The sequence below is a fragment of the Streptomyces sp. NPDC002867 genome (assembly GCF_053591895.1).
In genome coordinates this window covers 1-14,948 of sequence record NZ_JBSFUR010000005.1, presented here as the reverse complement: position 1 = coordinate 14,948, position 14,948 = coordinate 1, and the positions used below count along the sequence as shown (strand labels likewise).

The 14,948-nt window shown below is 72.9% G+C and carries 9 protein-coding genes; 8 read left to right on the top strand and 1 reads right to left on the bottom strand.

Annotation, left to right across the window (positions count from 1 at the left end; genetic code table 11):
* Positions 1 to 220: 220 nt before the first annotated feature.
* Both ACWD0A_RS06225 and ACWD0A_RS06220 read left to right on the top strand, forming a co-directional pair.
* Positions 221 to 712, top strand: a complete 492-nt coding sequence (locus ACWD0A_RS06225) for a MarR family winged helix-turn-helix transcriptional regulator (RefSeq protein WP_451295099.1) — start codon at positions 221 to 223, stop codon at positions 710 to 712.
* Positions 713 to 871: 159 nt separating this feature from the next.
* The gene (locus tag ACWD0A_RS06220) at positions 872 to 3,904 is read left to right on the top strand and encodes a BTAD domain-containing putative transcriptional regulator (RefSeq protein WP_451295097.1); all 3,033 of its coding nucleotides are present in this window, start codon (positions 872 to 874) and stop codon (positions 3,902 to 3,904) included.
* A 106-nt stretch (positions 3,905 to 4,010) separates the two neighbouring features.
* Here the strand turns inward: ACWD0A_RS06220 and ACWD0A_RS06215 are convergent, their stop codons facing one another.
* Complete coding sequence (locus ACWD0A_RS06215) at positions 4,011 to 4,199, bottom strand: hypothetical protein (RefSeq protein WP_451295095.1); 189 nt, start codon at positions 4,197 to 4,199, stop codon at positions 4,011 to 4,013.
* Between the two features lie 209 nt (positions 4,200 to 4,408).
* On the opposite strand from ACWD0A_RS06215, the gene ACWD0A_RS06210 reads away from it, so the two are divergent.
* The 6 genes from ACWD0A_RS06210 (at position 4,409) to ACWD0A_RS06185 (ending at position 13,481) form a co-directional block, all read left to right on the top strand.
* Positions 4,409 to 6,286 carry a BTAD domain-containing putative transcriptional regulator gene (locus ACWD0A_RS06210; RefSeq protein ID WP_451295093.1) on the top strand — a complete coding sequence of 626 codons (1,878 nt, stop codon included), beginning with the start codon at positions 4,409 to 4,411 and terminating at the stop codon, positions 6,284 to 6,286.
* A gap of 81 nt (positions 6,287 to 6,367) precedes the next feature.
* A complete protein-coding gene (locus tag ACWD0A_RS06205; protein ID WP_451295091.1) occupies positions 6,368 to 9,682 on the top strand; it encodes a non-ribosomal peptide synthetase in 3,315 nt (1,104 codons plus the stop codon).
* A 34-nt stretch (positions 9,683 to 9,716) separates the two neighbouring features.
* On the top strand, positions 9,717 to 11,117 hold the full coding sequence (locus ACWD0A_RS06200; RefSeq protein WP_451295089.1) for a serine hydroxymethyltransferase: 1,401 nt from the start codon (positions 9,717 to 9,719) through the stop codon (positions 11,115 to 11,117).
* On the top strand, positions 11,114 to 11,812 hold the full coding sequence (locus ACWD0A_RS06195) for a DUF2461 domain-containing protein (RefSeq protein WP_451295087.1): 699 nt from the start codon (positions 11,114 to 11,116) through the stop codon (positions 11,810 to 11,812). The genes ACWD0A_RS06200 and ACWD0A_RS06195 overlap by 4 nt, the downstream gene beginning before the upstream one ends.
* Complete coding sequence (locus tag ACWD0A_RS06190; RefSeq protein ID WP_451295085.1) at positions 11,809 to 12,903, top strand: threonine aldolase family protein; 1,095 nt, start codon at positions 11,809 to 11,811, stop codon at positions 12,901 to 12,903. The genes ACWD0A_RS06195 and ACWD0A_RS06190 overlap by 4 nt, the downstream gene beginning before the upstream one ends.
* Positions 12,900 to 13,481, top strand: coding sequence for a GNAT family N-acetyltransferase (locus ACWD0A_RS06185; RefSeq protein WP_451295083.1), 582 nt, complete (start codon positions 12,900 to 12,902; stop codon positions 13,479 to 13,481). Before ACWD0A_RS06190 ends, ACWD0A_RS06185 begins: the two co-directional genes overlap by 4 nt.
* The last annotated feature ends 1,467 nt before the right edge of the window (positions 13,482 to 14,948 follow it).

Sequence of the window (14,948 nt, the reverse complement as noted above, 5' to 3'; positions counted from 1 at the left end):
CCCCGGAACCGTAGCCACGCCGTCCCCGGCGTGTCGAGGGCGGCGCGGACCGGACCGGCGCGGAAGGCGGACGCCGCGGCCCCGGGCCGGTGCCCCGGGGCCCGGCCGGCAGCCAGGTTCCCCCTCATGGACAGCCGTGTCGCACGGTTGTACGGTGCAGCGACGCATGGCCGGGTTCGTCACCGGCCACGGACGTCGACTGCCGACGGAGGGGGCCGTAGTGCGTGTCGCGACATCCGGGGAGCACGTCCGCGACGGCATGAGTTCCGTCGACGCGTTCAGCCGCACCGCCCTGGCCGTCTTCCACCTGAACGGCAGATTCGGGGCGCTGCTCGACCAGTTGACCGTGCCGTCCGGCCTCAGCGCGGCGCAGTGGCAGGTCCTCGGCGCGGTCGAGGACGAACCGCGGTCCGTGTCGGGCATAGCGCGCATGCTGGGCGTCACCCGGCAGAGCGTGCAGCGCATCGCCGACCTGCTGGTGGAGCAGGGGCTCGCCGACTACCGTGCCAATCCCGCGCACCGGCGCGCCCGGCTGCTGGCGGCCACCGAGCGGGGCGAGGCGGTGCTCCGCGAGGTCGACGCCGGTCACGCCGAACTGGCCCGCCGGCTGTGCCGGGAGCTGGGCGGGGAGGAGGAGTTCGGCCGGACCACCGACGTGTTGCGCGAGCTGTCGCTCGCCCTCGGCTCCGTCGTCCCCCAGGCCCGGTCCTGAGCTCGCCCGCGCACCACCACGCGGCGTCCGGACCACCCCCCGACGGCCCGCCCTCGGCACGGCGTCCGCCCCGCTCACGCGGCGACTCCCCGCTGATCGGGGCCACTTCCTTGTTGTACCGTTACCGACCTGCCTAGAGGTCACAGGCCGGGGGGACCAGTGAATCAGTTCGTCTTCAGAATGCTGGGGCCGCTGCTCGTACAGGCCGACGGGCAGCCCCTGCGCATCAAGGGCAGGCGCCAGTCCACCGTTCTCGCGATGCTGTTGCTCTCGGCGGACCGGATCGTGTCCGTCGACACGCTCGTCGACGCCGTGTGGCCCGAGTCCCCTCCCGCCACCGCCCGCAACCAGATCGCGATATGCGTGGCGACGCTGCGCAAGACGTTCAAGGAGGCCGGCGGGAGCGACATCCTGCTCACCTCTCCCCCGGGTTACGTCCTCGCCCGGGGCACGCACCGCATCGACGTCGTCGAGTTCCTGCACGAGGCCGAGCGCGGGCGGGACGCCGCACGGCACGGCCGGGCCGAGGAGGCGTGCGCCCTGCTGGAGGAGGCGCTGAGCAAGTGGCGCGGCGCGGCCCTCGACGAACTGTCCGGGGCGCGGATCGAGGCGGAGGCGGCCCGGCTGGAACTCCTGCGGCTCGACCTGATCGAGGAGCGCGCCGGGCTGATGCTGGAGCTGGGGCGGCACCGGCTCCTGACCGGCGAACTGGGCGAGCTGGTGGCCCGGCACCCGCTGCGCGAGCAGTCGCGCGAACACCTGATGCTGGCGCTCTACCGTTCGGGGCAGCGTGCCGAGGCCCTGGAGGTGTTCCGGCAGGGCCGCTCGCTGATGAACGAGGAGCTGGGCATCGAGCCCGGTCCCGCGCTCCAGCACCTGCACGAACTGATCCTGCACGACTCGCCGGAGCTGACCAGGCCGGTCGCCGCCGCGCCCGCCGCCCCGGTCGCCGTCCAGACCACCCCGGCCCAACTGCCCGCGGATGTCATGCGGTTCACCGGCCGCCAGGAGGAACTGGCACTGCTGGACCGGCTGTTGAAGGAGCCGTACCAGCCGCACGCACCCGCCCTGGCGACGATCGTCGGCGTCGGCGGGGTGGGCAAGACGGCCCTCGCCGTCCACTGGGCGAGCCAGGCCGCCGACCGCTTCCCCGACGGCCAGCTCTTCGCCGACCTGCGCGGCTACGACGAGGAGAACCCGCCGGTCTCCCCCGCGGTGGTGCTGGACCGCTTTCTGCGCGCCCTCGGGACGCCGGGCCCGCAGATCCCCGCGGAACCGGACGAGCGCGCGGCGCTGTTCCGCAGTCTGCTCAGCACCAGGAAGGCGCTTGTCGTCCTCGACAACGTGCGGTCCTTCGCCCAGCTCAGACCCCTCCTGCCGGGCGGTGGCCGCAGTGTCGTGCTGGCCACGGGACGCGAGGCCCTGGACGATGTGACCGGCGACTACACGGCCCTGCGGATCAGGCTGCGCGTCCTCCCGCCGGCCGAGGCCACGACGCTGCTCACGAGGATCGCCGGCGCCGACCGGTTCGGCAGCGACCCGGTGGCGCTGGAGCAGTTGAGCGCGCTGTGCGACTGTCTGCCGCTGGCGCTGCGGATCGCGGGGGCGCGGCTCGCCACCAAGCCCGGCCTGACCGTGCGCGGGCTGGTGGAACGGCTGAGCGACCAGCGCCGGCGGCTGGACGAGCTGAGCCCCTCGGAGGGCGGGGTGCGGGCCGGTTTCCGGCTGACGTACCGCGATCTGTCCCCCGAGGCGGCCCGGATGTACCGCAGGCTGGGGCTGCTGCGCACCGTGGACTTCGCGGCCTGGGTCGGGGCGGCGGCACTGGGGACCGACGTGTGGCACGCCGAGCAGCTTCTCGACCAGCTCGTCGACGCCCAGCTGCTGGAGACGGTCGAACCGGTGCCCGGCCGCGCGGCCCGCTACCGTTTCCAGGATCTTCTCCAGCTGTTCGCCCGCGAGCGCGCCGAGGCCGACGAGACGGAGGCGGAGTGCGACGCGGCGCTGGACCGGATCTTCGCCGCCTGGCTCTGGCTCGCGCAGGAGGCCCACCGCCGGCTGGATGGGCGGCAGTTCCCCGTCGGCCATGCGCCGGAGCCGGCACCACGCTTCCTGCGGGGCACGGCGGACGAACTGCTGGCCGCACCGCTGGAGTGGTTCGACTCCGAGCGCGCCACCGTCACGGACATGGTGGTGCACGCGGCCGAGACGGGCCGGGCGCGGTACGCCTGGGCGCTGACCGAGAGCGCCGTGCCCCACTTCGAGACCAGGAACTACCTGGAGGACTGGCAGCGCTGCGCCGAGGCCGCGCTGTCGTCGGCCCGGCGCACCGGCGACCGGACGGGGGAGGCCACCATGCTGCGGGTGCTGGGCTCGCTCGCCATCTACCAGCGGCGCTACGAGCAGGCCGAGGGCTGGAACCTCGCCGCGCTGCGGCTGCTCGCGGAGAGCGACGACGTCCCCGGAGCGGCGCTCGCCCAGCGGAACCTGGCCATGTGCGCCCGTTTCCAGGGCGACTGGGACCGGGCGCTCGAGTACTGCAGGGCGGCGCTCCAGGGCTTCCACGAGGCCGGCGACACCGGCAACGAGGCCCATCTGCTCGGCTACCTCGCCCAGATCGAACTGGACCGCGGTGAGGTGGAGCGGGCGCTGCCGCTGGCCGTCGAGGCGCTGGCGCTGAGCCGGCGGACCGGGTCGGTGCGTGCCGAGACGCAGAGCATCTACCGGCTGGCCGAAGTGCGGTTGCGGGCGGGCGATCTGGACCTGGCCGCCGAGTCCTTCCACGAGGTGCTGCAGCTGTCCCGCAGGGAGGGCGACCGGATCGGGGAGGCCCATGCGCTGCGCGGGCTCGGCGAGACGCAGTGGACCCAGGGTCTGCTCCCGGCGGCCGAGCGCACGCTGAACGAGGCACTGGAGATCACCGAGGAGCTGGCCGACCGCTTTCTCTACGCGCGCGTGGAGACCGACCTCGGCTGCGTCGAGGCGATCGGCGGCCACCACGCGGCCGCGGCGGAAAGGTTCGAGCGGGCCCATGCGGCGCTGGGCGAGGTGGGGGCCCAGCCCTGGCGGGCGCGGGTGACGCGGCTGCTCGCACGGGTACGCGGCGACGGCGGCGGTCCTGCCGGCAGCGAGGGGGAGCGATCCCTCACACCGCAGGCGCTGCAACTCCTGCTGGCGGACCGGCCTGACTGACCCGCCGCCTGGGCCCGCAGCGGGCCCACGGCCGCGTCGTCGCAGGACTGGGCCCCGGCCCGTACTCATCGGCGTGCGGAATCGGGGGCGTTTCACCGTCGGGAGATCAGCCCCACGGCATGTCGTCGTCGGAGGCGGTCCGCAGCGCGACCGGTTCGACCACGCCCCACGGCATGTCGTCGTCGCCCGCCACCGTGTCCGTGTGCGTCGTGGTGCCCGCTCCGGCCGCGCCGGAGCCCGCGATCAGTCCCGCCAGTACGATCAGACCGGCCATCGTCGCCCGCTTTCCCGTCATCGTGATGCGCATATCGATTCCGCCTCGTCCGTCGACCTTCATTGCCGCTTGCTGCGGTCCGACGGACAGTAGGGACGCGCCCTTTTCCCGTCCTGTCCCTACGGTTTTCCGTGCCGGGACCTCGTGAAATCAAAACGATAACGGGGTGACAGCGCGAGCCCATATCTTCGTCCGTAGATTCGTCACATGGATCACGAACGGGGGTGCCCATGGAATTCCGAGTTCTCGGGCCGGTCGAGGTGCGCGACCAGGGATGCAGGGCGCCGCTGTCCGGCACCAAGCTGCACACGGTGCTGGCTGCTCTCCTACTGGCCCGCGAAGAGGTCGTGTCCGACGAGCGGCTCAGCCGTCTGCTGTGGGGGTGGGCGCCGCCGGCCACCGCGAACGCACAGCTGTACACCTACATTTCACGGCTGCGGAAAATACTCGGCGACGGCGTCCTCATCGACCGCAGACCCCCCGGCTATGTCATGTCCATCGGGAATTCCAGCCTCGACCTGACAGAATTCGAAGAATTTGATTGCAAAGGCCGGGACGCTCTGTTCGCGGGCGACTTCGACAAGGCGGGCGATTTTCTGGGCGAGGCGCTGGCGCGCTGGAACGGCCGCCCTCTCGCGAACACCACGGAGCACCTCTTCGACGCCGAGGCGCCCTGCCTGGCCGAGGCCCGCGCGGCGACGCTGGAGCACCGGATCGCGGCGGACCTGGCGCTCGGCCGGCACGAGCAGATCACCGTCGAACTCACCGGTCTGGTGGCGGAGTTCCCCCTGCGCGAGCGCTTCCGCAGCCAGCTGATGACCGCACTGTGCCGCAGCGGCCGGCAGGCCGACGCGATCCACCTGTACCACCACGGCCGCGAGGTCCTGGCCGAGGAGCTCGGCGTGGACCCCGGCGAGGAACTGCAGGCCACCTACCAGGCCCTGCTCGACGGCTCGCTCGTGCGCCTGCCGCAGCCGCGGATCCGGGCGCGCGCCGTCCCCCGCCCGTCGGAGCGGACCGAGGACGAGCCCCACGGCGCCCCCGCCACCCTGCCCCCGGACACGGTGGACTTCACCGGCCGGGAGCGCGAGCTGGACGTGCTCCACCGGGCGCTCGCGCCGGACGCCGCCGCGCCCGACCGCCCGCGCCGCGTCCTGGTGACCGGCATGGCCGGGGTCGGCAAGACCACGCTGGCCGTGCACGCGGCACACCGCTGCAAGCAGCACTTCCCCGACGGCCAGCTGTACGCCGACCTGCGCGCCCCGGACGGCACCCCGCGGCCCGCCGGACAGGTCCTGCTGCACCTGCTGCGTTCCCTCGGCCGCCCCGTGGGCGCCGCCGCGGCCGGTGATCCGGAGGAGCTGGTCCGTCTCTACCGCGAGAGAACCGGCGGCAGACGCCTGCTCATCCTGCTCGACAATGCCGAGAGCGCCGCCCAGCTCGGCCCGCTGCTGCCCAACACCCCTGAGCCCGCGGTCCTCGTGACCGGACGCACCGCCCTGCCCACCGTGGCCGGTGCGCACACCGTCGCCCTGGACCCGCTGGAGGAGGGCCCTGCACTGGAGATGCTCGCCGCCGCCGCGGGCCCCGACCGGATCGCCGCGGCCCCCGGTGCGGCGGCCGTCATCGTCGAGCACTGCGCCGGGCTGCCGCTGGCGCTGCGCATCGTGGGCACCCGGATCGCCGCCCGGCCGCACTTCACGCCGGACCGGCTCGCCCGGCGACTCGCCGATCCCGCCACCCGGCTGCGCGAACTGCACTCGGGCGACCTGGACGTGCACGGCGCGCTGCTGCCGTCCTGGCGGGCGCTGGAGCCGCAGGCGCGCGGGGCGCTGCCCGCGCTGGCCGGCCTCGGCCCCGAACCGTTCTCCGCGCTGGAGGCCGCGGTCCTGCTCGCCCTGCCCGAGCCGGACGCCGAGTTGCTGCTGGAGGCGATGGCCGACGCCGCGCTGCTGGAGGTCAGCGGAGCCGACGAGTGGGGCCGGCCCTGCTACCTGTTCCACCCCTTGGTACGCCTCTTCGCCCTCTCCCTGCCGGAGCGGTGCGACAGCGCGGACCGGGAGGAGGTTCCCGTGGCGCGTAACCGGTGGCTAACCAGCCGCCCCTAGCCTCGCCGTGCCCAGCAGCGCGCGGCACCCCCTTGTGGCCCCGGCCTTATGAATTCCGTCATCTGCGAGTGGAGTTGGACCATGACCGAGCTCTTGCACGGCCGCGCCGACAGCGCCGCCCCCTTCCCCATGACCGAGACGCAGCAGGCGCTGATGATCGGGCGGGGCGAGGGGGTCGAGCTGGGCAGCATCGGCTGCTACGGCTACTTCGAGTGGGAACGCGCCGATCTGGACCCGGAGCGGCTGGCGACGGCCTGGCGCCGCGTGGTCGCCCGCCACGACATGCTCCGCGCGGTCGGCCGTGCCGACGGTACCCAGCAGGTGCTCACGGACCCGCCGCCGTACGACATACCGGTGGTGGACCTGCGAGGTCTGGACGCGGCGGACGCGGATCGGCGCCTTACGGCGCTGCGGGCGGAGATGAGCCACCAGGTGTTCGCGGTGGGCAGCTGGCCGCTGTTCGACCTGCGGATCATCCTGTTGCCCGGCGAGGGGAACCTCAGCCGTATCCATCTCGGCATCGACCTCCAGGTGCTGGACGCGTCCAGCGCCTTCCAGGTGCTCTTCCCCGATCTGATCGACCTGTACGAGAACCCGGGTGCCGAACTGCCGGAGCCCGGCATCACCTTCGCCGAGTACGCGCGCTGGCGTGCCGACGACATGCCCCACACCGAGACGTTCCGCGCGGCCAGGGACTACTGGCTGGAGCGGGTGCCGCAACTGCCGCCCGCCCCCTCGCTGCCGGCCGGAGGGGCACGTGACGGCGCCGTCCGCTTCGAGCGGCACGAGCACCGGCTCTCCCCCGGCGACTGGCAGCGACTGCGGCGCGTGGCCGCGGACGCGGAGCTGACCCCGTCCGTGCTGCTCACCGCCGCGTTCGCCGAGGTGGTGCGGTGCTGGGCCCAGGAGGCGGACTTCACCCTCAACTACCCGGTCTTCCAGCGGCCCCGGGTGCACGAGGACATCGGCCAGGTCCTCGGCGACTTCACCAACGCCGTCCTGCTCGCCGCGGACAGCTCCGGCCGGACGTTCCTGGACCGCGCGCACGCCCTGCGCGACCAGCTGCACCGCGACACGGAGCACGGCGCCTTCAACGGCGTGCGGGTGCTGCGCGAGCTGACCAGGCTGCACGGCGTGGGCGACCAGGCCGGCATGCCCATCGTCGTCACCAGCCTGCTCGACTACCCCGTCCGCCGTCCGGTCACCGACCTGGGACGGGAGGTCTACTCGATCTCGCAGACCCCGCAGGTGTCCCTCGACGTCCAGCTGCGCGAACTCGACGGTGAGCTGCGGATCATCTGGGACTACGTCGACGGGGCCTTCGCCCCCGGCTTCACCGAGGCCGCGTTCGGCGTGTACGTCGCGCTGCTCCAGCGCCTCGTCGACGATCCGAACTCCCTGCGCACCGAACGGTTCGACCTGATCCCTCCGGCCGAGCGCGAGCTGCGCCGCCGGATCAACGACACGGCGGGCCAGATCCCGTACACCACCCTGCACGAGCTGTTCGCCGAGCAGGCCGCGCGCACCCCCGACGCCGAGGCCGTCGTCGACGCCACGCGCCGGCTGTCGTACGCCGAACTCGCCGCGTACGCCTGGCGCATCGGCCACCGGCTGCGGCAGCACGGCGCGAAGCCCGGCGAGCTGGTCGCCGTCGTGATGGAGAAGGGCTGGCAGCAGTACGCGGCGGTCTACGGCATTCTCGCGTCCGGCGCCGCCTACCTCCCGCTCGACCCCTCCGTGCCCCCCGAGCGGCTGCGCCGGCTGCTGTCGGACGCCGGTGTCGACAAGATCCTCACCCAGTCCTCGCTGGAGACCCGGATCGCCTGGCCGCCGAACGCCCAGCGCTACCGTGTGGACCAGGACTTCGAGGTCGGCGACGCCACCAGGCCCGACACCGCGCAGACCCCCGCGGACCTCGCGTACACCATCTTCACCTCGGGTTCGACCGGCGAGCCCAAGGGCGTCATGGTCGACCACATCGGCGTGGTCAACCTGATCCGCGATGTCGCCGAACGGTTCGGCGTCGACGCGTCCGACCGGCTGCTGGCCGTCTCGGGGCTGCACTTCGACGCCTCCATCTACGACGTATTCGGCGTGCTGACCCAGGGCGGGACGGTCGTGATCCCCCCGCCGTTCGAGCACGCGCAGCCGGACGTGTGGGCCGATCTGGTGGCCGCGGAGCGGGTCACCCTCTGGAACTCGGTGCCCGTCCTGATGGAACTCCTCGTCGGCGAGGCGGAGGTACGCGAACGGCGGGGCGGCGGACGTCCGCTGGAGTCCCTGCGCCTGTCCGTGCTGTCCGGCGACTGGATCCCGCTGACGCTGCCGGACCGGCTGCGCGCGCAGAGCCCGCGGATCCAGGTCGTCGGCTCGGGCGGTCCGACGGAGACCATCTGCTGGTCGCTGTTCCAGCCGATCGGCGAGATCGACCCGGCGTGGACGAGCATCCCGTACGGAACGCCCATCACCAACCAGCGCTACTACATCGTCGACGGCACGGCCCACGAGCGCCCGCTCGGCGTGGTCGGCGAGATGGCCGTGGCCAGCGACGTGGGTCTGGCACTCGGGTACTGGGGCGACGAGGAGCGCACCCGCAGCCGCTTCGTCCGCCTGCCCGAGACCGGCGAACGCGCCTATCTGACCGGAGACTTGGGCCGCTACCTGCCCGACGGCAGCATCGAGATCCTGGGCCGCGACGACTTCCAGGTCAAGGTCCAGGGCCACCGGATCGAGCTGGGCGAGATCGAGGCCGCGCTGCGCCAGGACGAGCGGGTCGACGCGGCCGTGGTGGTCGCTCCGGCCAGCTCCCACGGCGTGCGCCGGCTGCACGCCTACGTCGTCGCCGGGAACGGCGCCTCCGGCGAGCAGATCCTCGCCCGGCTCACCGAGCAGCTGCCGTCCTACATGGTCCCGTCCGCGGTCACCGTCCTCGACGAGCTGCCGCTCACCCGCAACGGCAAGGTGGACCGGCTGCTGCTGGCGCAGACCGCAGGCGCGCAGCAGCCCACCGGGGACGCGGCCGCCGCGGACGGCGGCGGGGAGCCGGACGACGCGCTGTCGCTCGTGCTCTGCGCGGCGGTCGGCGACATCCTCGGCCTCGACCACGTGGGCCCGGCCGACAATTTCTTCAAACTGGGCGGGGACTCCCTCAGCGGCACCCGGCTCGCCGGACTGCTCCAGGAGCTGCTGGGCGTGCCCGTGCCGGTCAAGACCGTGTTCCAGACCCCCGTCGTCGCGGAGCTCGCCGGGAAGATCGCCGCCGACGAGGAGTACGGCGCCGGGGCGGTGGCGGCCGCGGAGGCGCTGGCCGCCATGTCACCGGACGACACCGACAGCCCGGACGACCCATCCGAAGCCGCGGGGACGGGCGGGCCGGCCGGTCCGCCGCGGACCTGACGGACGGCTCCAGGAGATCCAGGAAGGGACAGTCATGACCTTCACCCTGCCCGCACCGCTCGACGCGCCGGCCGGGGAGCGCGCCCGGCCGGCCGCAGGGCCCGCGCCCCACGGGACCGACCTCGCCGACTTCGCCGGCCGTGCGGCCGCCCGGCTCCGGCGGACCGACCCCGCCCTGTACGACCTGCTGAACCGGGAGTCGGCCCGCCAGAACGACACCCTGATGATGGTGGCCGCCTCCAGCGTCGCCGACCCGTCGGTACTCGCCTGCGGCGGCAGCGCCCTCGGGAACCTCACCGCCGAGGGCTATCCCGGCGGCCGGTACCACGCGGGCTGCGGCGTCGCCGACGAGATCGAGCAACTCGCCATCGAACGGGCCTGCGCGGCGTTCGGAGCCAGGGACGCGATCGTCCAGCCGCACTCCGGGTCGTCCGCGAACCTCGCGGTGCTCACCGCGCTGCTCAGCCCCGGCGACACCCTGCTCGGACTGGACCTCGACTGCGGCGGTCACCTCACCCACGGCTCCCCCGCCTCGGTCAGCGGCCGCTACTACCGGGCCGTGGGCTACCGGGTCACGCCGGAGGGCCTGCTGGACTACGACCAGATCCGCGAACTGGCCCTCACCCACCGGCCGAAGCTCATCGTGTGCGGTGCCAGCGCGTACCCGCGCAGCATCGACTTCGCCCGCTTCCGGGAGATCGCGGACGAGGCCAACGCCTACCTGCTCGCCGACATCTCCCACATCGCGGGCCTGGTGGCGGCCGGGCTGCACCCCAGCCCCATCGACCACGCCCACATCACCACCACCAGCACCTACAAGCAGTTGTACGGGCCGCGCGGCGGGCTGATCCTGCTCGGCCGCGACGCCCGCAAGGCCGGGCCGGAGCGCGGCACGCTCGCGGCGACCATGCGCCGGGCCGTGTTCCCCTTCACCCAGGGAACCCCGGACCTGGCATCGGTGGCGGCGAAGGCGCGGGCGCTCGACTTCGTGGCGGGACCCGACTTCGCCGAGCTGGCCAAACGGCTCGCCGACGGTGCCCAGGCCATCGCCGAACGGCTCCTGGAGCGGGGAATGCGGCTGGTCACCGGCGGCACCGACACCCACATGGTGCTCATCGACCTGCGCGGCACGGGACTGACCGGCGACGTCGCCGAAGAGGCCCTGGAGTCCTGCGGGATCGTCGTCAACCGCAACCGCGTTCCCGGCGACACGACACCGGTGCGCACCACCGGCGGCCTGCGGCTGGGCAGCAACACGCTGGCCGCCCGCGGCATGGACCGCGGCGCGGCCACCGCCTGCGCGGACCTGGTGGCCGACGTGCTCGACGCCCTGCGGGCCGGCTCGGGGGTGCTCCCCCCGGCGGTGCGCGCCGCGGCGCGGGCCCGCGTCACCGAGTTGTGCGCCCGCTACCCCTTGCCGGGGTATCTGTCGTGACGTTCAGCGGTTTCCCCCCGTCGGCGCCGCGCCTGTACGAGGACCTGGCGGACGACAACTCCAAGGAGGCGTGGCGGCGGCGTCACCGCGCGGTGTACGAGCGTGACGTGCGCGCGCCGATGGACGAACTGGCCGCTGAGTTGTCCGCCGATTTCGCGGAGTACGGCGGTGCGGACGGGGTGCGCGTGCTCGGCCCCGTCCGCGACACCCGGATGTCCCACGACAAGTCCCCGTACAAGACGTACCAGGGCGGCTACCTCGATGTGCTGCCCTGTCTGGGCTTCTGGGTCCATCTGGACCGCGACGGGCTGTACGCCTCCGGGCGCTACTACCCGTACGGCGGCGACGAGGTCGCCCGGTACCGTGCCGCCGTCGGCGAGGAGGACGGCGGCACGGAACTGGCGGCCGTCGTGGCCGGTCTGGAGCGGGAGGGCTTCACGATCGGCGGCGACCGGCTGAAGTCCCGGCCGCGCGGTGTGCCGGCCGATCATCCCCGCCTGGACCTGCTGCGGCACCGCAGGATCGACGCCGGCCGGCGTCTGGGGCCGGGGCCCGACCTGTCCTCGGACCGGGCGGCGGACTTCGTCCGGGAGACCTGGCAGCTGGTGCGGCCGCTGCTGGACTGGGCGGCGGTCCGCGGGCTGACACCGCGGCCCCGGACCCCCGAGACCAAGGGAGCTGACGCATCGTCATGACTGCCGAGACCGTTGATCTGCGCAGCGACACCGTCACCCGGCCCACACCCGGCATGCGCAGGGCGATGGCGACCGCGGAGGTCGGCGACGACCTGTTCGGCGAGGACCCGACCGTCCGTGCGCTGGAGGAACGGGTCGCCGGACTGTTCGGCTTCCCCGGCGCGCTGTTCGTCCCGTCGGGCGTGATGGCCAACCAGATCGCGCTGCGGCTGCTGGCCGCGCCCGGACAGGAGGTCGTCTGCGACGCCGAGGCGCACATCCTGGCCCACGAGGAGGGCTCACCCGCGCGCTACGGCGGAATCCAGACGCGGACGGTGTCCGGCGAACGGGGACTGGTGGGCGTCGAGGCGCTGGCGGGGATCCTGCGGCCGGGCAACGCGTACACCGTCGGCACCCGGGCGGTGGCTCTCGAACAGACCCACACCCGGGCGGGCGGGACGGTGTACCCGCTGGAGACCCTGCGCGCGGTGCGCGGGCTCACCTCCCGGTCCGGAATCGCGCTGCACATCGACGGCGCGCGGATCTGGAACGCGCACGCCGCGACGGGCACACCCCTCGCCGAGTACGGGGCGCCGGTCGCGGACACCCTCGCGGTGTGCCTGTCGAAGGGCCTGGGCGCGCCGGTGGGATCCCTACTCCTGACATCCGCCGAACACCTGCCGCGGGCACGGTCGTTGCGGCATGGTCTGGGGGGCAGCATGCGGCAGTCGGGCATTCTCGCCGCCGCCGGACTGCACGCCCTCGACCATCACCTGGAGCGCATCGCCGAGGACCACGAGAGCGCAGCGCTGCTCGCGGACGGGCTGCGGGAGGCGGGGTTCCCTGTACGGCCCCGGCAGACCAACATCGTCCTCGTCGACACACCCGGCGCCGAGGACGTCGTGGCGAGGGCGGCGCGGGAAGGAGTGCTGGTGACCGCCCCGAGCCCGGGCGTTGTCCGGCTGGTCACGCATCTGGATGTCGGCCGACAGGCGTGCCTCCGTGCCGTGGAGGTACTGACGGCCGTTATGGGTGAAGGCCGTCGCGGAACGAACGGGACCGCGGCCGCAGAGCACACACAGCAATGGAAAGAGAGCGAAGTAGCAGCATGAGTCTGGAAGTTCTGCCGGCGACCGCCGAGCGTTGGAACGACCTGCAGTCGGTTCTGCAGCCCAAGAAGAGCGCGCACACGTGCTGGTGCATGGCCTGGCGGCTGTCCACCGGCGACTACGGGCGGATGACCGCGGACGAGCGGGGCGAGCACATGCGCTCCCTCGTCGAGGCGGCCGATCCCCCGCCGGGGGTGCTGGGCTACCTCGACGGCGAGGTGGCGGGCTGGTGCAATGTGGCGCCGCGCAAGCATCTGGACCGCCTCACGTCGTCGAAGACGATCACGCCGGTCGACGACGCGCCGGTGTGGTCGGTGACCTGCTTCGTCGTACGCAAGGACTTCCGCGGCAAGGGTGTGGCCTCGGGCCTGCTGGAGGGCGCGGTGGCCCACGCCCGGGCCAACGGCGCTCCGGCGGTCGAGGGTTACCCCGTCGACCCGGAGGGCGGCAAGGTGAACCCCACGCTGGCGTATGTCGGAACGATGGAGATGTTCGAGCGGGCGGGCTTCCGCCGGGTGCGCAGGACGGAAGCGAAGAGCGACAAGCGCTATCGCTGGGTGATGCGGCGCGACCTGGACTGACGGAGTCGCGTCGTCGGACGCGCACGCGGTGAAGGGGCCCCGCGGGGTGAATTCGAGGGGTCGTTGCAACACTGTGGTCGGTTGATCAAGCCGCGAGCAGTTTGGACAGGCGCTCGGCTGGGGTTTCCCAGTCGAGCGTCTTGCGTGGTCGACGCGAGGCACGATCGCGCACTCGGCCGGCCCGGCAAATAGCCTCACCCGGGCGCATCAATGTGCGGCGCGGCTACTGGCGGGCCGCCAAGTCGGCGATGGAATGAGCCTCGCAGACCGCTCAGTCCGCAGATCGACTCGCCATACCCTCCGCGGCGGCCGACGGCCTGACGGGGAGAGAGGAAAGCGTGATCATGAGGAGCCACAGCAGCGCCCCGCACCGGCACCGGGCTCGTACCCGCAGGGCCTTCGCCCTGGTGGCGGCAGCCCTTACCGGCCACATCCTTGCCTTGGCCCCGGTCGCCCAGGCGTCCCACTCAGACCGGCCGAAGCCTCCGAAGCAGCAGGGCCAGTTCCCCCACGGACTCGCGACGTTCGCTTCGGACGGAACCTTCACCCCGCCCAAGGGCGTCAACTCTGTCTTCATTCAGGCCTGGGGAGCCGGAGGCGGTGGCGGAGGCGGAGGCGGAGGCGCCGCAGGCGGTGCGACCGGCAACGGCGGAGGTGGAGGCGGGGGCGGAGCAGGCGGCTTCACTTGGTGTCTCGTGCCAGTCAAGGCCTTGCAGACCTACACCGTGCATGTCGGGGACGGCGGAACCGGCGGAACCGGCGGAGCCGTCGGAGCAGACGGCGACGACGGCGATCCGGGAACCTCCACGACCTTCACCACGCCGGACAACTCCGTGCCCGTAGACGCAGGCGGCGGGCAGGGCGGTCAGGGAGGCGGAGCAGGCACCGCTGCCGACGGTGCACCGGGCGCCGGAGGCGCAGGCGGAGGCGTCGTATGCCTCGGGACAACCGGCGTGGCCCTGGCCGGCGAGAACGGCTTCAACGCAGAGGCCCGGCCTGGCGGAGCCGGCGGCGCGGCGGCCGATGGCATTATCGACCCGCCCAGAAACGGCGGAGACGGCGGAGACGGTGGCGACGGCGGAGCCCCGGGCCAACCAGGTCTCCCGGGACAGCCGGGCGGCGACGGGTTCCTCGTCGTGTGGTGGTGACGAGCGCATGCCTCCAGCCCGTCGGGGCTGGAGGCATCCGGTCCGTGAGTGAGGACCATCTGGCCCGCACAGCGCGGGTGGGAAACACGGGCGGGTGCGGCGCTCATGTGTGCCGACCGGACGGCTGCACTCGGGTGAGGACAGCGGGCCGGTACCTTCGCCGGGTTCGCTCCGTCCCCCTCACCATCGGCATGGGGTCGGTGCAGCACTGCTGGTCAGTTGGCTAAAGCGCGTTGCAGAAGGCTGTGTCTGGGCAGGTCAGACTCGGATTTAGTGCCGGCCTGATCATGCGGCGAGGGCGAGGTTGTGCATGTGGGCG

Bases quoted from the DNA above. Each gene is read 5' to 3' on its own strand.
- ACWD0A_RS06210 (WP_451295093.1), top strand. From the start codon at position 4,409: ATGGAATTCCGAGTTCTCGGGCCGGTCGAGGTGCGCGACCAGGGATGC.
- ACWD0A_RS06190 (WP_451295085.1), top strand. From the start codon at position 11,809: ATGACTGCCGAGACCGTTGATCTGCGCAGCGACACCGTCACCCGGCCC.
- ACWD0A_RS06215 (WP_451295095.1), bottom strand. From the start codon at position 4,199: ATGACGGGAAAGCGGGCGACGATGGCCGGTCTGATCGTACTGGCGGGA.
- ACWD0A_RS06200 (WP_451295089.1), top strand. From the start codon at position 9,717: ATGACCTTCACCCTGCCCGCACCGCTCGACGCGCCGGCCGGGGAGCGC.
- ACWD0A_RS06185 (WP_451295083.1), top strand. From the start codon at position 12,900: ATGAGTCTGGAAGTTCTGCCGGCGACCGCCGAGCGTTGGAACGACCTG.
- ACWD0A_RS06205 (WP_451295091.1), top strand. From the start codon at position 6,368: ATGACCGAGCTCTTGCACGGCCGCGCCGACAGCGCCGCCCCCTTCCCC.